23 protein-coding genes are annotated in these 24,290 nt (G+C 37.7%); 12 read left to right on the top strand and 11 right to left on the bottom strand.

Annotation, left to right across the window (positions count from 1 at the left end; translation table 11 throughout):
• Positions 1 to 123: 123 nt before the first annotated feature.
• The 4 genes from O2942_07915 to O2942_07900 form a co-directional block, all read right to left on the bottom strand.
• Entirely contained in the window at positions 124 to 1,086 is a 963-nt protein-coding gene (locus O2942_07915) for a hemolysin family protein (GenBank protein MDA0782173.1), read from the bottom strand.
• 284 nt (positions 1,087 to 1,370) lie between these two features.
• Positions 1,371 to 1,862 carry an rRNA maturation RNase YbeY gene (ybeY, locus tag O2942_07910; protein MDA0782172.1) on the bottom strand — a complete coding sequence of 164 codons (492 nt, stop codon included), beginning with the start codon at positions 1,860 to 1,862 and terminating at the stop codon, positions 1,371 to 1,373.
• 28 nt (positions 1,863 to 1,890) lie between these two features.
• Positions 1,891 to 3,360, bottom strand: a complete 1,470-nt coding sequence (locus O2942_07905) for an ATP-binding protein (protein ID MDA0782171.1) — start codon at positions 3,358 to 3,360, stop codon at positions 1,891 to 1,893.
• 1 nt (position 3,361) lies between these two features.
• The gene (locus tag O2942_07900) at positions 3,362 to 4,504 is read right to left on the bottom strand and encodes a DUF1189 family protein (GenBank protein ID MDA0782170.1); all 1,143 of its coding nucleotides are present in this window, start codon (positions 4,502 to 4,504) and stop codon (positions 3,362 to 3,364) included.
• A gap of 254 nt (positions 4,505 to 4,758) precedes the next feature.
• Between O2942_07900 and tkt the strand changes: the two genes are divergently transcribed.
• The 4 genes from tkt (at position 4,759) to O2942_07880 (ending at position 10,304) form a co-directional block, all read left to right on the top strand.
• The gene (gene tkt, locus O2942_07895) at positions 4,759 to 6,783 is read left to right on the top strand and encodes a transketolase (GenBank protein ID MDA0782169.1); all 2,025 of its coding nucleotides are present in this window, start codon (positions 4,759 to 4,761) and stop codon (positions 6,781 to 6,783) included.
• A gap of 12 nt (positions 6,784 to 6,795) precedes the next feature.
• Entirely contained in the window at positions 6,796 to 7,443 is a 648-nt protein-coding gene (locus tag O2942_07890) for a hypothetical protein (GenBank protein ID MDA0782168.1), read from the top strand.
• Positions 7,444 to 7,615: 172 nt separating this feature from the next.
• A complete protein-coding gene (gene gap, locus O2942_07885) occupies positions 7,616 to 8,617 on the top strand; it encodes a type I glyceraldehyde-3-phosphate dehydrogenase (protein ID MDA0782167.1) in 1,002 nt (333 codons plus the stop codon).
• 85 nt (positions 8,618 to 8,702) lie between these two features.
• The gene (locus O2942_07880) at positions 8,703 to 10,304 is read left to right on the top strand and encodes a hypothetical protein (protein MDA0782166.1); all 1,602 of its coding nucleotides are present in this window, start codon (positions 8,703 to 8,705) and stop codon (positions 10,302 to 10,304) included.
• 29 nt (positions 10,305 to 10,333) lie between these two features.
• On the opposite strand, the gene O2942_07875 is transcribed toward O2942_07880, so the two are convergent.
• Entirely contained in the window at positions 10,334 to 11,359 is a 1,026-nt protein-coding gene (locus tag O2942_07875) for a sulfotransferase (GenBank protein ID MDA0782165.1), read from the bottom strand.
• The gene (locus tag O2942_07870; GenBank protein ID MDA0782164.1) at positions 11,346 to 11,726 is read right to left on the bottom strand and encodes a hypothetical protein; all 381 of its coding nucleotides are present in this window, start codon (positions 11,724 to 11,726) and stop codon (positions 11,346 to 11,348) included. The genes O2942_07875 and O2942_07870 overlap by 14 nt, the downstream gene beginning before the upstream one ends.
• A gap of 174 nt (positions 11,727 to 11,900) precedes the next feature.
• Between O2942_07870 and O2942_07865 the strand changes: the two genes are divergently transcribed.
• Both O2942_07865 and O2942_07860 read left to right on the top strand, forming a co-directional pair.
• Positions 11,901 to 13,529 (top strand): sulfatase-like hydrolase/transferase, encoded by a 1,629-nt coding sequence (locus tag O2942_07865; protein MDA0782163.1) that lies wholly within the window; start codon positions 11,901 to 11,903, stop codon positions 13,527 to 13,529.
• Between the two features lie 63 nt (positions 13,530 to 13,592).
• Positions 13,593 to 14,810: a phosphoglycerate kinase gene (locus O2942_07860; protein ID MDA0782162.1), complete on the top strand. Its 1,218-nt coding sequence runs from the start codon at positions 13,593 to 13,595 to the stop codon at positions 14,808 to 14,810.
• A gap of 265 nt (positions 14,811 to 15,075) precedes the next feature.
• Here O2942_07860 and O2942_07855 read toward each other — a convergent pair whose 3' ends face one another.
• Positions 15,076 to 15,849 carry an alpha/beta hydrolase gene (locus tag O2942_07855; GenBank protein MDA0782161.1) on the bottom strand — a complete coding sequence of 258 codons (774 nt, stop codon included), beginning with the start codon at positions 15,847 to 15,849 and terminating at the stop codon, positions 15,076 to 15,078.
• Between the two features lie 70 nt (positions 15,850 to 15,919).
• Between O2942_07855 and O2942_07850 the strand changes: the two genes are divergently transcribed.
• The 4 genes from O2942_07850 (at position 15,920) to O2942_07835 (ending at position 19,411) form a co-directional block, all read left to right on the top strand.
• Positions 15,920 to 17,059, top strand: a complete 1,140-nt coding sequence (locus O2942_07850; GenBank protein MDA0782160.1) for a glycosyltransferase family 4 protein — start codon at positions 15,920 to 15,922, stop codon at positions 17,057 to 17,059.
• Positions 17,056 to 17,718: a hypothetical protein gene (locus tag O2942_07845; GenBank protein ID MDA0782159.1), complete on the top strand. Its 663-nt coding sequence runs from the start codon at positions 17,056 to 17,058 to the stop codon at positions 17,716 to 17,718. The genes O2942_07850 and O2942_07845 overlap by 4 nt, the downstream gene beginning before the upstream one ends.
• Positions 17,719 to 18,046: 328 nt before the next feature.
• Positions 18,047 to 18,826, top strand: a complete 780-nt coding sequence (gene pgeF, locus O2942_07840; protein MDA0782158.1) for a peptidoglycan editing factor PgeF — start codon at positions 18,047 to 18,049, stop codon at positions 18,824 to 18,826.
• 75 nt (positions 18,827 to 18,901) lie between these two features.
• A complete protein-coding gene (locus tag O2942_07835) occupies positions 18,902 to 19,411 on the top strand; it encodes an invasion associated locus B family protein (protein ID MDA0782157.1) in 510 nt (169 codons plus the stop codon).
• Here O2942_07835 and O2942_07830 read toward each other — a convergent pair.
• The 4 genes from O2942_07830 to O2942_07815 form a co-directional block, all read right to left on the bottom strand.
• On the bottom strand, positions 19,408 to 20,082 hold the full coding sequence (locus O2942_07830) for an EI24 domain-containing protein (protein MDA0782156.1): 675 nt from the start codon (positions 20,080 to 20,082) through the stop codon (positions 19,408 to 19,410). The genes O2942_07835 and O2942_07830 overlap by 4 nt on opposite strands.
• On the bottom strand, positions 20,079 to 20,816 hold the full coding sequence (locus O2942_07825; protein MDA0782155.1) for a hypothetical protein: 738 nt from the start codon (positions 20,814 to 20,816) through the stop codon (positions 20,079 to 20,081). The genes O2942_07830 and O2942_07825 overlap by 4 nt, the downstream gene beginning before the upstream one ends.
• On the bottom strand, positions 20,800 to 21,366 hold the full coding sequence (locus tag O2942_07820) for a septation protein A (protein MDA0782154.1): 567 nt from the start codon (positions 21,364 to 21,366) through the stop codon (positions 20,800 to 20,802). The genes O2942_07825 and O2942_07820 overlap by 17 nt, the downstream gene beginning before the upstream one ends.
• Positions 21,367 to 21,491: 125 nt before the next feature.
• The gene (locus O2942_07815; GenBank protein ID MDA0782153.1) at positions 21,492 to 21,707 is read right to left on the bottom strand and encodes a cold-shock protein; all 216 of its coding nucleotides are present in this window, start codon (positions 21,705 to 21,707) and stop codon (positions 21,492 to 21,494) included.
• Positions 21,708 to 22,092: 385 nt separating this feature from the next.
• On the opposite strand from O2942_07815, the gene O2942_07810 reads away from it, so the two are divergent.
• The gene (locus tag O2942_07810; protein ID MDA0782152.1) at positions 22,093 to 22,623 is read left to right on the top strand and encodes a ribosome maturation factor RimP; all 531 of its coding nucleotides are present in this window, start codon (positions 22,093 to 22,095) and stop codon (positions 22,621 to 22,623) included.
• Between the two features lie 24 nt (positions 22,624 to 22,647).
• Positions 22,648 to 24,231 (top strand): transcription termination factor NusA, encoded by a 1,584-nt coding sequence (gene nusA, locus O2942_07805; protein MDA0782151.1) that lies wholly within the window; start codon positions 22,648 to 22,650, stop codon positions 24,229 to 24,231.
• Positions 24,232 to 24,290 lie beyond the last annotated feature (59 nt).

Below are 24,290 nucleotides of genomic sequence, written 5' to 3'. Positions count from 1 at the left end.
ACCTGATACGGAATCCAAGAAACAAAAAATTATGCAAAAAGTGTGTGTAGTAAATTGCTTGGATACTATGGTCAAGCCATAGTATGACGTTTATATTTATATAGCAAATACCGAAATTTGGGATTACTTTTGTGAAATAAGTATTTTTTTCACTCTTCTATCATCGGCTTCAATTACCTTAAAAAGATAACCGTCAGGGTGTTCTATTTCCTCACCTTTTTCAGGCACATGTCCGAGCATAAAGAAAACTAAGCCGCCAACGGTATCGTAATCCTCACTCTCATCAGGTTTTTTGAATGTTGAATTTATCGCACTATCGAGATCCTGAACCGAAACTCTGGCATTTACCTCATAAACGCCGGCAGATATTTTTTTTATCGCGTTTACCTCATCAATTTCGTCATGCTCGTCTTCTATCTCACCTACAATTTCTTCCATAAGGTCTTCCATTGTAACCAAGCCGTCAGTTCCGCCATACTCATCTAACACTAAAGCCATATGCACACGCTCCGAACGCATTTTCACCAGAAGGTCGACAACCTTCATAGATGGCGGGACATATAATATTTTTCTTATAACGCTTTTTATATCAAATTTTTTATCAGAACCGAAATGCGGTATCAAGTCTTTGATATGCATAAAGCCGGTCACATTATCAAGTGATTCGCTATATACCGGCATTCTTGTATGTTCTTTTTCTATAAGCACCTTTTTTATCTCATCAAGGCTTGCACTATCCTGAACCGCTACAATATCGGTTCTCGGTATCATCACATGATTGACTTTCTGCTCACTTATATTCAGTACATTCGTCAGGATACTTCTTTCTTCCTCACTAATCTGCACTCCCTCAGGGTCATGCTCTTCAATTAGTTCTACAACTTCTTTTTCAATTGTATTTGAGTTTTTTAGACTGAATACCTTGTTAAGACGGCTTCTGAACTTTTTTATAAGACCTGCACCGGACTCCTTTTTTTCGATTTTAGCACCCTCATCAGGGCGCTTTGTCGACTCTCCGGGTTCTTCGTCTTCTTTTAACAAGCCCGCTGACGGAGGCTTATCTTCTTGATTTATAGCTTGTTTCATAGTTATAATAATAGCAAAAAATTTTACAGGTTGCAAATATAAATATTATTTCAAATATATATTTAATAAAAAACTTACAAATGCTTTTGCGTATATAATCATAAATTTATAAAATTCAATAGCCCGACTAAAATATTTCGGAATTGTAAGTTTAATAGTTGAGTCGTTAGAATTATTTGTTTTTGTCATGCTGAATTTATTTCAGCATCTCTTTTGCTTTGAAAAGACCCTGAAACAAGTTCACCGGTGACACATCAACCGTTAAACGTACAATTCCGAAGTATTTACTTATATGGGTCGGCTACACCCATTTGCTGCAATATCTTTATCTCAATGCCTTCCATGATTTCTGCGGCATCATCTTCAATATGGTCATATCCCAAAAGATGCAATATCCCGTGTACCGCCAAATGCGTAAAATGGTCGTGAAATATTATTTTTTGCTCTTTTGCCTCATCGTCGATTACCTCATATCCGAATGCAAGATCGCCCAGCATCAGGTTCTTTTCAACTTCGGTATAATCACCCGCCGATAATATCTCGGCAGGAAATGAAAGTATATTGGTAGGCTTATCTTTATGCCTGTAATCATTATTCAATATTCTGATAGATTCGTTATCGGTGAGCAGTACGGATATTTCAGCACTTTGTAAAATGCTCGAAAGTCCTAATTCAGCGAATATCTTTAACGCCGCATCATTTATGATATCTTCAGCATTCCTTAAAAACCCGTTCCAAAGTTCACTGTCACAATTTATTTCTATATATAACTGCATTTAATGCTCACAAATAGCGTTTAAAAGATTACTGCACGGGCAACCTTACGGTAAAGGTACTACCTACACCAAGTTTACTTTCCACCACCAGATCTCCGCAGTGCCGGTATAATATATGCTTTGTTATCGCAAGACCAAGCCCCGTACCGCCTACTTTACGTGAGCGTAATTTATCTACCCTATAAAATCTTTCGGTAATTCTCGGCAAATGCTGTTCCGATATCCCCTCACCTTCGTCTTTTACGGATATCAATAACAGCTTCTTACAATTTTTAGGCATTTGGAAGGAGCGTGAAAAATCCGTAGCTATAATTTTAGATATCTCTATTTTACTCTTATCTTTTCCATACTTTATGGCATTACTTACTATGTTGGTAAAAACCTGTGATAGCTCATCATAGCTACCAAGCACGATAGGCGAATCTTGCAGGTTATCTATCTTTATTTTTATCTTCTTTTCATCGGCAAGGTGCTTAAGTCTGTTAACTACTTCCCTTACAACGCTTTCAACATTCACCGGTTCGGAAAGTGAATCGCCGGCATTCATCTCGGCCTTTGAAAGTGATAAAAGGTCGTTAAGCAGCTTCGCCATACGGTTTGTCTGCTCCGTCATGATTTCAAAGAATTTCTTACGGGTTTTCCGTCTTATTTCTACATTGTCCTCCTCTTCGTCAAGGGTTTTAAGATTTTCCAAAAAACCCATCACACTTGTCAGAGGAGTCCTGATTTCATGGCTTGCATTTGCAACGAAATCTTTTAATAACTGCTTACGTCTTTTTTCTTCGGTTATATCATGCATTATTATAACTGCCGATATTCCGGCAATTGACTGAACCGGGAATTTTTCAACCATAACCAGAAAATCATGTGCTTTATTGTTGGATTTCATAGTTATTTCAACAGTATCTCCATATCCCCTTTTCAACACTTCACCGACGCATTTTATAAGACACTCATCTTCCGTCATATCTTTGAGGTTAGTTACGATTACTCCTCTACGGAATGAATTTATAGCGGCATTGTTGGCTCTTAATATATTCAGATCCTTGTCTATCATCAACAGTACATCGGGAATAGTATCGAACAGGATACTGCTCTCTGCCAAAGCAGCTTCCAGCTCAATGGCTTTTTCCCCCCATTTTCTTTGCAGATTAAGTACCGACTTTGATAGCTGCTCAACGTTATTGATAAAGCTTAATTGTGGAGGTTTTGTAATCCTTCCGACAGTAAGATCATCCACATATGCAGTCAGTGACGAAAGATCATCAAGATACGGCTTGGCAAATAACATTGAGCTTAGAAAAACCAGTATCCCGCTTAATATACCTTCTAATAAAGAAAGCCTGTTATACAGAACTAACAGGCAAATGCCCATATTAGGCACTATGGAAATTATCAAAGAAGCTTTCAGAAGCTTATCATAATACGCTTCCATTACACGTCTTTTCTTTTCATGTACCTTTTTTAAAGTGGCTATTTTTGACTTTAGAAGATTCATCTCAGTCTTCGGATCTATTATTTCCTACGTTAGCATAAACTGCAAAATACAAATATCCAAGCAATATTAGAAAATATATCAAGTTCTGGTTTGGCAGTGCATCCGGTAATATTTTGCTTACTATAAGCACGGGCGTTATAGCGAAAGACGACACCCTAAGTGCGTTTTCATACTCGAAATCCTTTAACTTAAGAACTTTGCCGAATAGTAATGTAATTAATGATATAAGCAAAATAAATATCAAAGACAAAACAAACGAGAACATTGTATATAAAGGTAACACAACCAACGGAATGAACCAAAACAGGAAGTTCCGTACAGCATCTGAAAATTCAAGGATAAACGTATATATCATGTCTTCATTTATGTCGGATATAAAAACTTCTTTAACAACGTTCTCGTCCTGAGGAGTTGCAAAAGCATCTTTTATCAATATCCTGTCCTCGGTAATTAACAAAAAAGCTCCGTTATCTTCTATAGGTTCATAATCCCCGTCAGTATCTATGATAACAAGCGGCGAGCCTTCTTTGTCGACAATATTATACGGTACGTTTTCTTCAATGGAGGCAATACCGTTTGTTATAGTTATCTTAGGTATTTGCGACAAAATAGAGAACATTGCGTTTAAATCTTCCTCACTTCCCTGCTCTGCCGTCATTTCTGAAACATAATGAGCTTGTTCCGTACGGTTATTCTTTTTGGTAATTATTTTTGTTTTAGTAAAAAGCATTACCGCATCAGTCTTTTCTAAACCATTGTAATATCCGCTAGTATCAAAAATAACTATGTTTTTTCCCGAAACAGGATCAGTAATGTAATAGGGTTCCTGCTTATTTGTGGATAACTGTCCGTTTTCGAATGTTACCCTCGGTATTTGAGATATAACATCCAAAACCCTGTTAAGGTTATCCTCGAAAGTATGCTCGGAAGATGAAATTTTCGCAGCCAATCCATCAACAATCTTTTGACTATCAAAATCACGTACCTTCAACACAAATAACGAGACAACAATAAGTGATGCTATAAAACTAATAAAAAACAGGTACAAAAACCCCAACCCTTTGCGGTTTTGCAGTACATCACAATAAAAATCTTTCGAAAAAAAAGATAAGTATATAGCATTTAAAAATGAATATTTTCGCATAACGACTTGTTATTCCTTCAATAAATTATTACAATTACATAACAAATTGTATAAGAAAAAACTTAATAAATCATAAATAAAACAAGAAACGAGCATGCGTAAAAATAACACCCACGTTGAAAGAAGTGAAAAAATCAAACCCTATCCGATTGACTTGAGATAGTAAACACCGGTTTAAAAATACATTGAAAAAGCCGTATTTTTCCTTTATAAGCCACGTTAGAATTAATTTTTTACAGGGAAGATTGTATAAAATGCTGAATAAATCCGAAGAACAAAGCACTAAAAACTCCGACCGACAAATCATAAAAATGGCAAATGCAATCCGTGCTTTATCTATGGATGCGGTTCAAAAGGCAAATTCAGGACACCCCGGAATGCCGATGGGTATGGCAGATGTTGCTACCGTATTATTCAGCGATTTTTTAAAATTCAACCCTAAAAACCCTGATTGGGCTGACCGTGACCGTTTTATCCTATCCGCCGGACACGGCTCTATGCTTATATATTCCCTTTTATACCTGACCGGCTATGAAGATATGACAATTGAGGAAATAAAGAATTTCCGCCAATGGGGAGCAAAAACCGCAGGTCACCCCGAATATGGTCACGCAAAAGGTATTGAAACTACTACCGGTCCTCTTGGGCAGGGTATAGCTAACTCCGTAGGGTTCGCCATAGCCGAACAAATGCTGGCGGAGCGTTTCGGAAATGATATTGTAGACCACTATACTTATGTAATAGCCGGTGACGGCTGCCTTATGGAGGGAATATCTCAGGAAGCAATTTCTCTTGCAGGTCACTTAAAATTAAATAAACTAATCGTACTTTTTGACGATAACGGAATTACTATAGACGGCTCTACCGACCTTTCCACTTCCGATGACCAGAAAAAACGTTTTGAAGCAAGCGGCTGGGACGTGCAGGAAATTGACGGACACAACCCTTCTGCGATACGCACCGCTATAAAAAAAGCAAAACAAACCGATACTCCTTCAATGATAGCCTGCAAAACAACAATTGCATATGGTGCACCTACAAAAGCAGGCAAGAACTCATCGCACGGCTCACCTTTGGGTGATGACGAGATAAAAGGCACAAGAGAGGCTCTTGGCTGGGATTCACCTGCGTTTGAAGTACCTGAAGAAATACTTAATAACTGGCGAAAAATCGGCTCTCAAGGTCAAGAAAAAGAAAATGCGTGGAACGAAAAATTAAACTCGCTTTCATCTGATAAAAAAGCTGAATTTGAAAGACTTATATCAGGCAAACTACCTTCGGGCTTAAAAGAAGCCGTTGAAAATTTGAAAAAAGCTTATGCGGCAGAAAAGCCTTCGTGGGCGACTCGTAAGGCATCGGGTGAAGTGCTGAAAACACTTACCGACCTTGCTCCTGAGTTAATAGGCGGCAGTGCCGACCTTACAGGCTCTAACCTTACCAAAACCGACAGCTTAAAACCTATTTGTGCAGATGATTTTTCAGGACGCTATATATATTACGGTATCCGTGAACATGCTATGGCGGCAGCTATGAACGGTATCGCACTGCATGGCGGCTTCATACCTTTTGGCGGAACATTTCTGGTATTTACCGATTATTGCCGAGGCTCTATAAGGCTATCTGCTCTTATGCAGCAGCGTGTAGTGTATGTTATGACGCATGATTCCATAGGTCTGGGCGAAGACGGCCCTACCCACCAGCCCGTTGAGCATTTGGCGTCTTTACGTGCTATGCCTAACCTGAATGTTTACCGCCCGTGCGATGCGACAGAAACCGCAGAATGCTGGCAGTTAGCGTTAGAATCGGAAAACACACCTTCCATACTTGCTTTGACAAGACAAAATGTTCCTCAACAAAGAACCGAATTTACACCTGAAAATAAATGTGCAAAAGGTGCTTATATATTGGCAGAAGCAAAAGGAGATTTAAAAGCTACCATATTTGCTACCGGCTCTGAAGTGGAAATAGCCATAAATGCACGAGAAAAATTACAGGAACAGGGTATCGGAACAAGGGTTGTGTCCGTTCCGTGTGTTGAGCTTTTCGAACAGCAGGATAGCGATTATAAAGTAAGCCTGTTATGTAACGATAGCGTGAAAGTAGCGATAGAAGCCGCTATAAAACAAGGTTGGGAAAAATTCATCGGTCCTCACGGTATATTCATCGGTATGAACGGCTTCGGAGCATCAGCCCCGATAGAAGATTTATATAAGAATTTCGGCATTACATCTGAAAATGTTGTGAAAAAAGTTAACGAAAAAATAGCTAATAAAAGATAGAAAGGAAATATAATGACAAAAGCAAAACTAAACGACATACCGTTCATAGGTGAATTTTTAACAGGTCAACGTGAACGAAGCGGCGATAAAGTTCGTAACGCAGAAGGCAAAGAAATCGAACCGAAGGTAACTCCCGCTCAAATGGAGGCTGCTTTACAAATACAAAAAGAACAATCATCAGATGGAAAAGCACCTTTTATACTAAACGTCCTGTCGGAAAATGCCGAAGCATTAAGTAAGGTTGAAGGCGGCAAACAATTTGAGTCGGGTGACGTATGGCAATGGAAAAAAGATTTTCTACCTTTACAATCAAGCTTAAGGGCGAAGGCTGCTGAAGAAGATATTCAAAACCTTGACCAAATTGACCCTGAAAGCCTAAAAACACAGGACTGGATGTATAACGCCAGAACCGATCAACCTTCTGCTGCTAATTCGGCAAGTGCACTTGCAAATGTAAGTAACCTCGTAGTTAGACTTGCAAAAGAAGCTAAAGAAAGTGGCGAGGAGATACATCATTCGATAAAAACAGGTGTTAGTAATGCAAACAGGCTTACTCAGTCTTTAGTAAATAATGACACCGGCCAACTGATGAACCAAGACCCCAATAAATTACTGATGACAGTAAAGTCGGCATTAAGAGATGTAGCCGACTTAGCGTGAAAGAAAGACAAAATAGCGGGATTCAATGATGAATTCTATGCTAATATATCAGAAGGTATGAATTTTGAAAAAAGCAACCAAAGAGCGGTAAGTTAGTCAAATACCCGATGTAGCGAATAAAGTTAAACATCATCTTGTAGTTTAAACTATTTTAAATAAAGAAAGGAAAACCATGACTGTAAGGATTGCAATAAACGGACTGGGCAGAATCGGACGCTGTGTTTTAAGGGCGATAACCGAATATGAACGTGACGATGTTGAAGTTGTAGCGGTTAACGGACCTGCCGATATTGAACAACACCTGCATTTATTAAAATATGATTCGATACATGGAACATTTCCTCAGGTAAAAAGAATCGGTAACAATATCGACATGGGACGTGGTGAAATAAAGTTATTTCAGTTGCGTGACCCATTGCAACTTCCTTGGAAAGAGCTTGATATTGATATCGTTATGGAGTGTACGGGCGTATTTAACAAGCGTGATAAAGCAGCCATGCATTTGCAAGCCGGTGCTAAGAAGGTTATGATATCGGCTCCTGCCGATGATGCTGACGCTACTATCGTATATGGTGTTAATAATGATGTTTTAAAACCTGAGCATAAAGTTATATCTATCGGCTCATGCACAACCAATTGCCTTGCCCCTGTTGCAAAGGTATTAAATGACAATATAGGTATTGAGCGCGGATTCATGACCACCGTTCATGCCTTCACCAACGACCAGAACGTTCTAGACGGCTCGCATAAAGACCTGCAACGAGCAAGGACTGCCTCAATGTCGATGATACCTACATCAACAGGTGCGGCTAAAGCACTTGGTCTTGTCCTGCCCGAACTATCAGGCAAACTTGACGGCTGTGCGGTGCGTGTCCCTACCCCGAACGTTTCAATGGTTGATTTAACGTTTGATGCCGGAAAAAACACATCTGTAGATGAAGTTAATTCGCTGATTAAAACAGCGTCGGAAAATCAATTAAAAGGCGTTTTAGGATATAACGATGAACCTTTGGTTTCTATTGATTATAACCACAACCCTCACAGTTCGATATTTGACGCACGAGGGACAAAAGTAATTGATAAAAAATTCGTACGCATATCTTCATGGTATGATAATGAATGGGGTTTTTCCGTTAGAATGATTGACGTTGCTAAATTATTTGCAAACCTGTAAATTTAGTATTATAAAAAATGCACTAAGAATCTTATAATAATTTATACTCGGTATCATTTACTTAATAATAAATTGGAACGTCAACATGACAAAAACAATCATAATCACCTTCATCTTATCCGGTTTAGCATTTAACGCACAAGCTTATATAGGACCGGGAATAGGACTAGGCACTCTTGGAATAATAGGAGGATTGCTTTTATCCGTTGTACTGACGATTTTTGCTGTATTCTGGTATCCGATTAAAAAATTCATACGTAAAGTTAAGAAAAATTCCGAAAAAGAAAAAAGCCTTAATAAGGACAAAAAAGGTGATTTGTGGGACAAGCTAACAAATTTGAACATTATATTGTTATGTTCATTTATAGCGTATCAAGTAGGGGTTTTAAAACAAGCAGGTCAATTCGAGTCGATAAAATCCGTAATGACTGGTTATGCCGACATGCATTTTGTTGATGAGATAACTACATGGACCGATCAACCTGAAAAAGTACATAACGGTTACTATGTAACATGTCCGTCAATACCGCACAAAAATATTGCCATTGCATACCTCCTTAATAATAAGGGAGAAATAGCCCACGAGTGGAAATTTGATTTTAACACGCTTCGCAATACAAAAGAGTATGATGAATATTTAAAACTCAGAAACCATGACAAAGAAGAATCCTTTCGACCGGATTGTACCGATGCACATCTTATGCCGAATGGCGATTTAATAATGACCGTAAGAGAGAATCATTACACCTACGGTGTATTTGACTATGGTATAATCGTAAGGTTAGACAAAGATTCAAATATAAAGTGGCAACTGTTAGATCTGTTCCATCATGAATCGGAATTAAATGATGAAGGATTTCTAATCGCAACTTCAAGTAAGCTCAGAGACACATTTCCTTTAGTTGACAGAACCGACAAAAATAAAATCCAATTCATTGACATGATTGTAAATATAATAGACATAGATAAAGGTCTGGTACTTTCATCTCACTCTGTAACCGACGCATATTTTAATTCTCACTACCAAAATATGCTAACGACAAGCTATGCCAATAAAGGTCACATGCTTAATCGTATAAAAAACGGTTTAGATTATTATAACGGACTACATTTAAATGATGTTGTTTACGTTGAAGAACGCCATGCACAAAAATGGCCGCTTCTAAATGTAGGAGATATATTATTATCACATCGGGATATAAGTACTATATCGGTATTAAGACCTAGTGAAGATAAAATTATATATGCCAGAAGGGGGCCTTGGCGTAGTCAACACCACATAAAATTAACCGATGATGCAAAAATAACTATGTTTGATAACGAAGGAAGCGTAGCTATTTATGATGACAAAGAAAATAAAAAATCTCAGGTTATAAACACTTCAAGAGTTATGGAATATGACCCTCAGACCGATAAAAGTAGGATTATTTATAGCGGAAACTTAAAATCCGCTACCAGAGGTTCTTACACAATATTTGATGATGGCTCACTAACAGTTACATCTCGTGAACAAAGTACTATTCTTCAAGTGGATTCCGACGGTAACATAATATGGGAGCTAAGGGGTTTAAAAGAGAGAAATACCACAAATCCTTATTATAAGAAATTTATAACAACACGTTTTTATACAAAGGACTATGCCGATACTGCAAGTTGGTTAACAGAAACATCGACTAAAACCAAGTAAAAAGGTATAGTGTTTCGGGCTATAAATACTCAAGAATAGAAAGTAAGACTCTTTAAGCTCTCATATAGTTTAAAAGCTTTTTTTGTGCTGTTTTCATTCATAGTCGGTTCATCGTGTTTTATAACTTGGCGTACATCATTTTTTTGTAATAAGTCCTTATCAACTTCAATTATGCTATAAAGCTCCGTTAAGATGGTAGCGGGTTTTACACACAAATCTTCGTAACATATAAAATTATAGCTTTGAGAAAAATTATCTTTTAAATAGCTATACACATGAATCCAGTAATCCAGCCAATAATCTATTTTATCAGCTTGATACTCGCTAAATACCGTTTTATCAAATAAAAAAGGCTTATGACCGAGACCGAACTCGTAATGCCCAAGCCAGTTCATATAGCTTAGAGAAAACCTGTCATCACTTTGCATTCTTGAAAAAAGTTTGTGCTGTTTAAACATTGAAATCGCATGTTGCACCGGATCTCTAAACGGAATTATTATAACAGCATCTTCAAAACTATTCTTAATTGCGGGGAAACGTAATATATTATTATTATTCTTAGATAAATAACGTTTACCGGCACCGTCGGCAAGAACATTTGATACAAATTTCTTAAAATTATCTAAAATTTCATCGCTCGGCTCATGAAGACTCAATGCATTTCGGCTAATATAACTATTCTTATCAAAACAACGCCAGAAGACCTCCTCAAAGGCTTCCGCACTATCAAAATTAACCATTATACCGTCCCCATGAGCTCTTTGCTCTTTATCCTTATTCTTTGTAAACGGGGTTGAAAATTTAGTCCATACTTGCGGCATTAAAACAAAGGGCATATTTCTGTAGGTCAAAGAAATAAACTCACCTGTATTATAAAGATTATTCATTAACATTGTTGTGCCTGCTCTAGCTAGCCCCGCAACAAAAACCGGTTTTTTAGGCTCAGGTTTATTTTTATTAAAACTACACTCAACGTCAAAACAAACCTGCCCTATAAATGGTGATGACAACGCAATATAGTGCAATATTTTTGAACCGACGCTATAATCTGACATAACGTTTACGCAAAAAATAGTATAAGACTGCGACAATACATGAAAGTATCAGGGCATATGGCTTTGCGATTTCAACCCAAAAAGACGGCTCCGGTACCATTGCATACTCTAAAACAAAAACAGGCAACAAAGCTCCCGCAAAAACGCAAATTATCAAAATTGTTAATTTCAACGTAAGCATGAACACCTTGACGGCATATACGGGCATAACTTTTTCTTTCCAATGATCCGATATTTTCTTCGAGGAAATAACTTTTAATGACTTTTTAGAAACTTTTGAAAATTTTTTTACACAAGAGATTAACGGAAACCTTAAAAACAATTCAACAGCGATAATAGTTATAAAGCTAACTAATACGTAAACCATAAAAAAACTCAACAAATTACTTAATAATATGTATTATACTTTTTTCAACAAAACTATCAATAGTTTCGGGTAAAAAAAGCAAATAGGTAATCATGCTTAAAAACTTTTGTTAATTGTAGTAACCGTAGTAAATATTGTTTAAATAATTTTTAATAAAAAATCTCTTAGTTTATTATGAAATATAACAGACCGTTATTTGTTTTATGCGTTTCATTAGTATATTTTTTACTATATAGCACATCTGTCGTAATAAACAGGTTTCAAATCTTTAAAGAATATTATCCTGCGTTAAAAGACGAGCAGATAACATATTTAATATTACACATTATTGAATCTTACCAGATAGCTTTTGCCGTAATATTCCTTCTTACTATACACAGGTTAATATTCCTTATTTTTACGCCCTTATTATTCGTAATTAGTGCTATAGCCGCATATTTTATAAGTAAGTTTAAGGTTGTTATTTCAACAAGGTCAATATCTGTTTTATTTGAAGGCACACAAGACGAGATAGCTTCAGTTATATCTGTTAACCTTATTTTATGGACAATGCTTGCAGTATTCATAGGTGTTACTGTTGCAGTATTATTTTATAAGAACGACCATAAGGACAATCAAAAGAGTCGCAACCTCATGTTCTCGTTTTTTGCCGGTGTTTATGTCGTATCTACCTTTTCCACATACACAACCGATTTTAACCACCGGCCTTCACAAATGCCTTATAACTACATAAAAAGTACTATACAATACTTCTCACAAAAGAAGAATAAATTACCGAAAACCGATATATCCGATGTTCCCGCCTTCTATAAAGAAGAAGAGCCTTTAACGGTTGTTTTTATAATAGGTGAGTCCGCAAGGGGCGACCATTTCGGAATCAACGGCTATGAACGTGATACAACACCTAATTTAAGCAAGGTACAAAACCTGATAAATTTCGGGGAAGTAAACTCTTGTGATAATTTGACAGGTATTTCAGTTCCATGCATGTTGACCCGTTCTACCTCAAATAAAAAAGTACACGAAACAACACTTGTAAGTGTTTATAGGAAATTGGGATTTAAAACGATATGGCTGGATGTGCAGAATATTTCCGCATCATTTCATGAAACCGATATTCAGGATATCCTAAAAGAGGTAGAACTGGTTGAAGTCTTCGGCAATAACGCACCTGAAATAGATTCGGTTTCACTTCCGGCTATAGATAAAGTTCTGGATTCCCATAAAGGAAATCTTTTTTTAATAATACATTCAAGCGGTAATCACTGGAATTATGACCACAAATACGAAAATGGTTTTAAAAAGTGGTCTCCTACATGCAGTGACGGAGATACCGATTCCGATAACGACCTTCCTAAAAGAGCCTGCAAGCACATACCTTTTTTAAACGGATGTGAGAAAGTAAACGATATGTCGTCATGCGGTATTGAAAGGCTAACTAACTCATATGACAACTCTATATTACACACTGATTATTTTATCAGCGAAATAATCCGCAAGTTAAACGATAGACGATCTATAGTTTTATATAGCTCCGATCATGGCGAATCACTGGGTGAAGACGGCTATTTCTTCCACGGTCAGTACCGTAAAGAGGGTATAATTCGCCCCGAACAGTATAATGTTCCTATGTTAATGTGGTTTTCAGACTCACTAATTGAGGATAACCCCGAAAAATACCGCAATATCAGGACGGAAGTAGGCAAAGAACACGGTCATGATATAATATTCCATTCTCTTCTTGACTGCTCGGGGATAAAATCCGATTTAATAGACGGCTCACTTAGCGTTTGTAATAACTAGTTGCTTGTAAATTTTTATTTTTACATGTATATATCTTCGTAAAAATAAAGCACTTGTCAGGACATGAAATTAAAAACCCTAAAAGATCTCAACGTAAATAACAAAGTAGTACTCTGCCGTGTTGATTTTAATGTACCGATGAAAAACGGACGTGTTGAGGACAATACGAGAATATTAAGGATAGTCCCTACAATTAAATATCTTATACAACACAATGCAAAGGTTGTTATAATCTCGCATTTCGGTCGTCCTCAGGGTGAATTTGACAGGGAACTTTCTTTAGTACCTCTGGCAGATGCCCTAAGTAACGCCCTAGACGGAAAATTCGTAAAATTCGCAGTTGATTGTATAGGACACCATGCCAAGGAAGCGGTCGAATCAATGGAAAGCGGTGATGTGCTTCTTTTAGAGAACCTGCGTTTCCATAAAGGTGAAAAAGATAACGATGCTAAATTTGTCAAAGAACTTGCAAGCCTTGGTGATGTTTTTGTAAATGATACTTTTTCCTGTTCACACAGGTCGCACGCATCAATAGTCGGTATTACTAAAAAGCTTCCGTCCGCTGCCGGTCTGTTATTGCAAAGCGAGATAGAAAACCTTGAAAGCGTTTTCAAAGATAGTGAACACCCTATGGCGGCTATCGTAGGCGGCTCAAAAGTTTCTACCAAGCTTGACCTGCTGAACTCACTTATAAAAAAAGTTGACCTTTTGGTGATAGGAGGTGCTATGGCAAATACCTTCCTAAAAGCTAAAGGATATAAGATAGGCAAATCATTGCATGAAAAAGAACTTATTGAAGAAACAAAAAATATAATAGCAAAAGCTAAAGATAATAATTGCGAGATATATCTTCCGCAAGATGCCGTAGTGGCAAAAGAATTAAGGAACACACCCGATTGTAAAGTAGTATCTATAGATGAAGTTCCGTCTGACGAGATGATTCTGGACTTAGGTCCTAAAACTATCGCAAAACTTACCGAAAAACTAGAAAAATGTAAAATGGTCGTATGGAACGGCCCGTTAGGTGCATTTGAATACAGACCTTTCGATGTGGCAAGTATAACACTTGCTCAGAACCTTGCTTACCTTACTTCAACGGGGGTAATAAAATCGGTTGCCGGAGGCGGAGATGTAGTTGCCGCACTAGGTCTTTCAGGTCTGAACGACTCTTTTACCTATATATCCACAGGCGGCGGAGCGTTCTTAGAATGGCTTGAAGGCAAGGGTCTACCCGGAATTAACGTACTATACGAAGGTAATAAAAAGAATAATGTGGCTTAAAACCGATATCTGATAAAAGAGAGTATTCAATAAACATTTTTCATGATGTCATTCGACGGCTTGACCGGCGAATCTACGGGAATTATGCAATGGATTCGCCGATTAAATCGGCGAATGACAGTAAAAACTAACGGAATTGTACGTTTAATGGTTGATTTGTCACCCCGTTTTTATAACGGGGTCCGGTGCGGTGTTGCAAGCACTGCCAGACCCCGTCATACGACGGGGTGACAAGTGACATAATAAAAGTTGCATTTATCGAACTTTAATCGTCCCAAACCTTTCCCATATTATCTATCATCTCACCTAGGGTATCGCATATCAGACTGATATTCTCATCGGTAGAAAGCCTGTGGTCTCCACCTGCTATCAGGTTCACGCACATGTTATCAGTGGTTAGCTGCTGCCCCAAAGCTATTGATAAATAATTCGGCACATCTTCATCTTCCATACCGTGAAGAAGCCTTACGGGGCAATCAAGATTTATTTTTTTATCAAGAATAATATTCTTTCTTCCGTCTTCAATTAAACCTTTCGTAATAGGATAAGGCTCATCACCATAATCGGATTTTAGCATGAATATGCCTTTTTCTTTTAATTCGCTCTTTTCCTGCAAGCTCATTTTTTCCCATATCAACTCTTCGGTAAAATCAGGGGCGGAAGCAACCCCTACAAGCCCCACTACCCTCCCCTTCCTCTCAAGAGCCGCCAGAATCATAAGCCAGCCGCCCAAACTTGAGCCGACCAGAACCAACTCACCTTCCGTCAGATTATCCATTACCGCTAAAGCGTTATTTTTCCATATGGTTATAGTGCCGTCGGTAAATTCTCCACTTGATTGCCCGTGTCCTATATAATCGAACCTGACAAAACCATATTTTTTTTCCTTACAGAATTTTTCCAGTGCAAGTGCTTTTGTTCCCTGCATATCTGACATTAGCCCACCTAAAAATATAACTGTAGGTTTACTTTTATCGCCTTCACTTCTATGATAGGCGATTGATTGATTTTCATTCAATTTTAATATTTCAGGTGTCATAGTAAGGAGAACTCCGATAGTTAGTAGCACAAATAAGATTAGCCCTAATCAAACAAAAAATAAACCTGTAATTTTACAAGTTCTACCCGAATTACATTCAGGAGGTGTTGAGCGAGGCACAGTTGAGTTGTCAAAGGCATTGGTCAAGAACGGCTTTAAGTCTATAGTGGCATCTGCCGGGGGTCATATGGTCAACCAGATAGAAAATTCCGGCGGAATACATATACAGCTTCCCTTAGCTTCAAAAAATCCTTTTCAGATAAGGAAGAACAGCGATGCCTTAATAAGCATCATTGAGGATTATGAAGTTGATATTGTTCATGCACGTTCTCGCGCACCTGCATGGAGTGCATATTTTGCATGTAAAAAAACAGGCTGCCATTTTGTGACTACCGTACACGGTACATACTCGATAGGCAACCCTATTAAAAAGCGTTACAACTCTATAATGATGCGAGGTGAACAAGTAATAGCAGTATCGGGTTTTATAAAGGACTATATAATCAAAAACTACGATATAGATGAAAAAAAGATACACCTGATACATAGGGGCGTTGACCTGAACCATTTTGACAGGGACTTAGTCCCCGAAAGGAGGGTATTGCAAAAAGCAAAAGAGCTAAATGTTGACCTTGACCGTCAGGTTATACTATTACCCGGCAGGCTTACTAAATGGAAAGGACATGATTTCCTGATGGAAGCGTTGGTCGGAATAGATAAAAGCAAATATATATGTCTTTTTGTAGGAAGCATAAACAAGCACCCCGAATATCTGAAACGCCTTACTAACAGAATCGAAAAGTTAGGTTTAAACGGAAATATCCGCATAATAAATAATGTAGTGGATATGCCCGCTCTTTATACCGTTGTCGATATCGTAATTTCCGCTTCAACACGCCCAGAGGCATTCGGAAGAATAGCCGTAGAGGCACAGGCTATGGAAAAATTGCTAATTGCCACGAATCACGGCGGCACTTGTGAAACCGTCATAGACGGCAAAACCGGCTGGCTTGTAGAACCGGGAAATGTGGAAGAATTTAAAAACACTCTTGAAAAAGTTTTGGATATCAGTGATAAACAAAGAGAGGAGGTAACTAAAAGTGCCAAAAGGCATGTGCAAAGTAACTTTTCTCTTGACGGAATGACTTCTAAGACTATTCATATTTATGAAAATATTATACACAAATCCGCAAAGGGTAAAAAAATATGATGGTAAGTGATGCCAAATGGCTGGGTAAGGTATTACCCCAATTTTCCGATGAGGAACTTTCCCCTGTTTTAAATATAGGAAGTTCTACTAAAAAATTCCGTGAACAAGACCAGCCCCATATACATAAATACGTTTTTGCACCACTGGAAGAAAGAGGCATTAAGGTTGTGCATTGCGATTTAAAGCAAGCCGAAGGCGTTGATGTAAGTGCCGATATTTTTGATGATGAAGCATTAAAACAGCTTGCCTCCTATAATGCCAAGGCTATCATCTGTACGCATATGTTCGAGCATGTTGTAGATAAAGAGGATTTGGCAAAAAGGCTTTTGAGCCTGATACCGCAAAGCGGCTTGTTTTTCATTACCGTACCGAGCAGCTACCATCAACATGACGACCCTATAGATACTATGTACCGCCCTACCCCCGAAGAACTGGCACAGCTTTTCGAAGGTCAGGATATTATCCGAAAAGATATCTTAGTGGACGGCAATTACTGGGACAAAATAAAACAACGCCCCCTAACGTTATTCTTCAGGCATTTTACACGCTTTTTCATTCCTTTTATCAGCATCTCAAAATGGAAACGTTCAATGCGTAAGTTATATTGGTTATTTAATAATTATAAAGTTTCTGCCATAGTAGGAAGAAAGGTTGTATAAAACAGGAGGACTATCATTGCCAAGTATAAAATTTTCAGCACCTGCATGTATCGGATTTTATCCGATTACACCTTTTCCTTTTAGTTCTTATTTTCAGCCTTTTTCTTATTTTGAAAACTCCGATAATATTTTTTCTCCGTTATTTTCGCTTGAAAATTTTTATTCTAGCTTTTTCCCCGAAAATACCGCAATAGATGATAACCCTTTTTCTTTTACTAATCTTTTTCCTTTTGATAATTTTAATTCCGGCTATAACTATTTTAATATGCCCTCACCTAATCAATGTTTTATGTGGGAATTTAATTTCTGATTTTAAAAGAAGCCGATCATGAAAAAAACACCTAAGACCATAACCTGTCAGGAATTTTCTAAACAAAATAATATCGTCCACGCTTTTTTTACAAGGCATGGAGGAGTGAGCGAGGGTATATACTCGTCGCTTAATCTGGGAGCCGGTTCGAATGACCACCCCAAGAACATTGAAAAAAACAGGCTTCTTGCAATGGCTCATATAGGCTATGAAAAAGAGAACCTTCATACCCTATATCAAATACATTCCGATAGCGTGATAGTAGTTGAAGGTAATTTTAAAGAACGCAAAGAAGCCGATGCCATGGTAACAAAATCGAACGATACCGTTTTAGGCATCTTAACCGCCGACTGTACCCCCGTTATGTTCGCTGACAATGAGAACAAAGTTATAGGTGCGGCTCATGCAGGCTGGAAGGGAACTATTTCGGGTATTTTGCAAAATACCATAGAAAAAATGGAAGAACTGGGAGCAGACATAGAAAATATTCAGGCGGTAATAGGTCCTACTATCGGTCAAAAATCCTATGAAGTAGGCAAGGAATTTTATGACCGTTTTATTTCTAAATCACCTGAAAATACGGTGTTCTTCATGTCATCGGAAAAACCTCAACACTATATGTTCAACCTTTCGGCTTATGTAGAATATCAGTTGAAACATTCGGGCATAAAGTCCGTAACCAACGTTAATATGGACACATATACCGATGAAGATAATTTCTTTAGCTATCGCCGTTCATGCCATAGAAAAGAAAGTGATTACGGACGCAATTTGTCGGTAATCGCCTTAAAATCTTAGGCGTTGTTGAAATAATTTGACGCTACAATTACATCCTGCTAGATTAACACAGTAAGGGAAAATCTAATATCAGTCATGAAAAAAAAATATAACGCATTAACGCTTATTACTTTATTCGGTATATGTGTATTACATAGCCAACATTCTTTTGCACAAAAGCTTGAAAACACCTTTCGTGACTGGTCGGTATATACGGGAAGTAAGGACGGTTTTAAATTATGCTACATGGTCAGCTACCCTAAAAGTAAGACGGGAAATTACAGCAACCGTAGCGAACCGTATGTTATGGTCACTAACATTGGCGGACAGGCTATAGAAATTAGTGCCACAGGCGGATATCCCTATAAATCGGGAACCGAGCCACGCATGATAATAGACGGTGAAGAACACAGACTTAGCATGATTAGAGATGAAACGGCATGGTTTAAAACCGATGAGTATGACGCTACCGCCATAGAGAAAATGAAGAAGGGCTACAAACTGGTTTTAAGGGGAACGTCAAAAATAGGCACTTACTCTATAGATACTTACTCACTTAGCGGCTTCACCGATGCATATAATAAAATAACCGGTCTATGCAATTAAGCCGTTGAAACACTCTGTTTATATAATTTAAAAAATAAATGAACCATTATAGTTATTGAAATAATCGGTGCAAACAGGTTGAGTACCGGAGTATTGCTGATTAAGATTATTACAAACCCGCTTCCGACAATTACCAATCGGTTTCCCCTACGCATCTTTTTAGCTTCAATAGGGCTTAAATAGCACCCTGCCGCCATTTCAAAAAATTCACGGCTTATAAGGTATGAATTCAGTAAATAATAGACCGACAAACCAAACACCGGTATCAGATAAAACGGCAGGCATATAATATTCAATATCAACATAATAAACATGAAGTTTAAAGCCTCTTTTAATATTGTTGATAATTTATGGGGAGTTTTACTTAAAAGCCCCGGATAATCCCTTCTTTCTATCTCAGAAGCAACCTTATCCACAAAAAAGCTTGCAATTACAGGGGTTACTATCGGAAACAAAAACCATGCCATCAGTACTGCACCGGCATTTAATATGTAATCTATTACTTTTTCACCCCAACCCCATGAAGATATCTGCGTATTAGATGTAGCAAAATTAGCAGTTGCTATAAACAATCCCAATATAACCGCTGTTATAAGCAGGCATGTAACCGATGTTCTTATCAGTCCGGCTGAAGTAATTGATACAATTGATCTTTTAATTATGTCTATCATTGAATAACCTTTTGGGTAGTATCTTCGGCTTTATTTTCCTCTCCCTCACGCTCCTTATCTTTATCAGGCTTGTTTTTTAAAGCCTTTTCTAATTCCTGCACGACAGCCTCATTTATTTTAGAACCCGAATAGTTGTCTAACTTTTCAAGTTCTATATCATGTAACTTCCTATATTCTTCTTTTTCCGATTTGTCGTTTTCGCCAAGCGGAACTATTTTACCATCTGTTATATCTAATTTACTAATAATAAAAGATTTTTCAATTTCCGCATTTTGCAGGTCAACTATCTTGAAATCCGGTTTTACATACTCCTGAATTTCAGGCACTTCAACACTTGAAACCACATCTTCCTGTTTTTCCTTATTTACGGGATTCGCATTAAGTGCCTCACCGTCAAATATGATTTCCGGTTCAATCACTTTCACATAACGCAATATCAGCAGTTCGGAAAATAATGTTTTTTTATCAAAGCCTAAATCTATACGACTGATTTTTATATTTTTAACCGGACTTTTATCATCTTTTATTTTGATATTTATATCAAAAATTCCGACTGCCGGAGGATAAAAATTTAAATGTAAACGCCCTATAGTGGCATCGCCCTGAAATATCTTTGAAGTAAAAAGTTCGATATGTTCTTTACCGTACTTAGTTAAAAGAAAATTTATAATTGCAAATACAAATATGAAAAAAATTAATAAAAACGCAAATATGGTTTTAAGTTTTTCCTTCATCTTCTTTATCTTCCTCAATTATATTCTTTTGTAGAAACGGAATCTGAGTAATAACAAATATAAATGTAGCCCCCATAAGACCGAACACTTTAAAATTAACCCAGAATTCCTCGGTAAAATTACGCCATACCACTTCATTAGCAACGGCTAGTACGAGAAAAAAGACCGCCCATCTTAAAGAAAACGTTTTCCATGCCCTGTCGGGCATTTGCATTGCACTTTTGAACATATATTTTAAAAGCCCTTTGCCTTTCAATAATCCTGCAAACAATATCAATGCGAATACAACATTAACAACGGTAGGTTTTATTTTTATGAAAATCCCGTCTCCGCTTAGAACCGTCAATCCACCGAAAAACGCAACTATTGCGGCAGCTATAAGCGGCATCATCGGCACTTTTTTAAAAGCCATATACATAGCACCCACGCCTATCAGGGTAGCCACCACAAGCACTATCGTAGCTAATATAAGGTCATCGAAGCCTTTATATATTGCGAAAAACAATATTAAAGGAGCGTACTCGGCAGCAGGTTTAACAATTTTTTTCATTGAACAATTTTTTTTAATATCAAATATTGGAACATAGATAGCATATAATAATAAATTTGCAAACCCCAACAAAAAAAGGCAGAGGTAAATTCCCCTGCCTTTTCTTTAAATGTTTTTTTAACGTGTTATGCAACCTGCTCTAAAATAGATAGATTCGTCGCATATGTTTTGCCCTTGTTCGTCTCAAGATCATAAGCGATTTTTTGCCCTTCATCAAGACCGTTAAGACCGGCTTTTTCAATTGCACTGATATGCACGAACACATCATTTCCACCATCTGAAGGCTGAATGAAACCGAATCCTTTTGTTGCGTTAAACCATTTTACCGTACCTTTAGCCATGTAAAATTCCTCCTTAATGACTATATTATAAAATTGCTCAAAAGAGCGAGTAAGTCTTGTATTAACCTTTATAAGAACCAAGATTAAAGGACTGTTAAACCGCCCGCAACAAATAGTCTTAAAAATTAATTACTAAACAACTTCTTATGTACGATAAACATCTTATACGAAAAGTAAAGTTTTTTTATAAAAAATAGTATTTTGATAGAAAAAATATAAAAATTATTATATTATCACTTCCCCAAATCCCCTGTTTTTGCAAACATACCGCTTGCATAATGCGAATAGTTATGGTACAGTACGTTCAAGATTTTAGGAAGTTTGTAAGAATAAGGTGGGTCTAGCCCGCCTTTCTTTTTATGTAAAATACGGATTTTATAAATAAATGCAGGCAGAACTTACATTAGAAGGCAGGATTGCAAAAATTATAACACCGTCGTTGAACGATTTGGGTTATGATTTGGTAAAAGTTATTATGATAGGTGATGATAACCGCAAGATATTGCAGATCATGATAGAACGCCTTGACGGTGTTGCTATCGGTATTGACGATTGCGAAAAATCCAGCCGTCGGATATCGGCTATATTAGATGTGGAAGAATCCGAATTGGGTAAATATAATCTGGAAGTAAGCTCACCCGGAATAGACAGACCCTTGGTAAAGTTAAAAGATTTTGAAAAATATATAGGCTATGAAGTTAAATTTGAAGTTATTGACAAGATTGATGACAAGCGTAAATTCAGAGGCGACATTAAAAAAGTGGCAGGCGATATAATAACTATAGATACGAACATAGTGCCTATAAAAACACCTGAAGCACCTCATGAATTTGAGGTTGATTTTAATAATATAAAAAACGCAAAGCTGGTTTTAAACGACAAGTTGCTGGCTATGCATAAAAAAAGTAATATTTAAGCAGTTAAATTAGAGGAAAGGACTATGCTTACATCCAGCAATATAGGAAATACGGAAATTCTACAGGTTGCCGATGCGGTTGCCCGTGAGAAAAATATCGATAAAAACCTTGTATTAGATGCAATGGAAAATTCGGTGGCAATAGCCGCAAGGAAAAAATACGGTCATGACCGTACCATTAAATCCGAAATTGACCGCAAAACAGGTGAGATAAGGTTATTCCGTGAATCTGAAATAGTCGCTGACGATTACGAGCCTGAACTTCCCGAAGATATAGCCGAGGAAGATTTTGATAAAGAAGCTGCAATGGAAGGCAAAATGCGTCTTTCCATAGCTAAGGAAAAGGACGAAACTCTTGAAATAGGCTCTATATTAAGAGAGCCTTTGCCTCCGATTGATTTGGGTCGTGTTGCAGCACAGACCGCTAAACAGATAATCATGCAAAAGGTTCGTGATGCGGAAAGAGCAAGGCAGTATGAGGATTTCAAAGAAAGAGCCGGAGAAATAATAAACGGCACGGTAAAACGTGTCGAATCGGGCAATATAATTGTTGATTTAGGTAATGCCGAGGCGATTATCTTGCGTAATGCTTCAATAAGGGGAGAAACTTTCAGGGTAAATGAAAGAATAAGGGCTTATGTAGAGAAAGTTTCTCAGGAACGTAAAGGACCTCAAATATTCTTGTCACGTACCGCACCTGAATTCATGGCAAAACTATTCACTCAGGAAGTACCTGAAATATATGACGGCATAATCGAGATAAAAGGAGTTGCAAGGGAACCCGGTTCAAGGGCTAAGATTGCGGTCAGCTCCAATGAATCGTCAATTGATCCTGTAGGCTCATGCGTCGGTGTGCGTGGTGCTAGGGTTCAGGCAGTTATCAACGAGCTTCAGGGCGAGAAGATAGACATTATACAATGGTCTGCCGATCCTGCTACATTCTTGGTTAATGCCCTTGCTCCTGCCGAGGTTGCAAAAGTGGTAATTGACGAAGACAATAACCGCATTGAAGCCGTGGTGCCTGATGACCAGTTAAGCCTTGCTATAGGAAGACGCGGTCAGAACGTGCGTCTGGCATCTGAGTTAGTTGGCTGGAACATTGACATAATGACCGAGGACGATGAATCCACAAGAAGAACCGATGAGTTCAACAAACTTTCCGAGATGTTCGTAAACGCGCTTAACATTGATGAGATAATGGCACATCTGCTAGTTACCGAAGGCTTTGAAACCGTTGAAGAAGTTGCAATGGTAGCTGTTTCGGAGATATCGGCAATCGAAGGCTTTGATGACGATATAGCAGAGCAGCTTCAGGCACGTGCGCGTGAATATCTGGAACAAAAACAGGCTGATAGTAAAGACACCCTTAAAAAGCTAAAAGTTTCTAAAGAACTTCAGGCAATAGAAGGGTTGGGTAGTGAAGTCCTTATCAAACTCGGTGAAAACGGTATCAAATCACTTGATGATTTTGCAGACCTTTCACATGATGAGTTTATTGAGATAATCCCTGATTCGGAATTATCCGATGATACTATAAACAGTCTTATCATGACTGCCCGTGAAAAAGCCGGTTGGTTTGCAGAAGACGAAAAGACTAAGGAAGCTTAAAAATAACATTGAAATTTTATTTTAATATAATAGCGTATCACAATAATAATTAACGAAAA

It is taken from the genome of Pseudomonadota bacterium (assembly GCA_027620075.1).
GTDB lineage: Bacteria > Pseudomonadota > Alphaproteobacteria > Rickettsiales > UBA6187 > 1-14-0-20-39-49.
The sequence above is the reverse complement of the archived record's forward strand: the minus strand, read 5'-3'. Positions and strand labels throughout refer to the sequence as shown.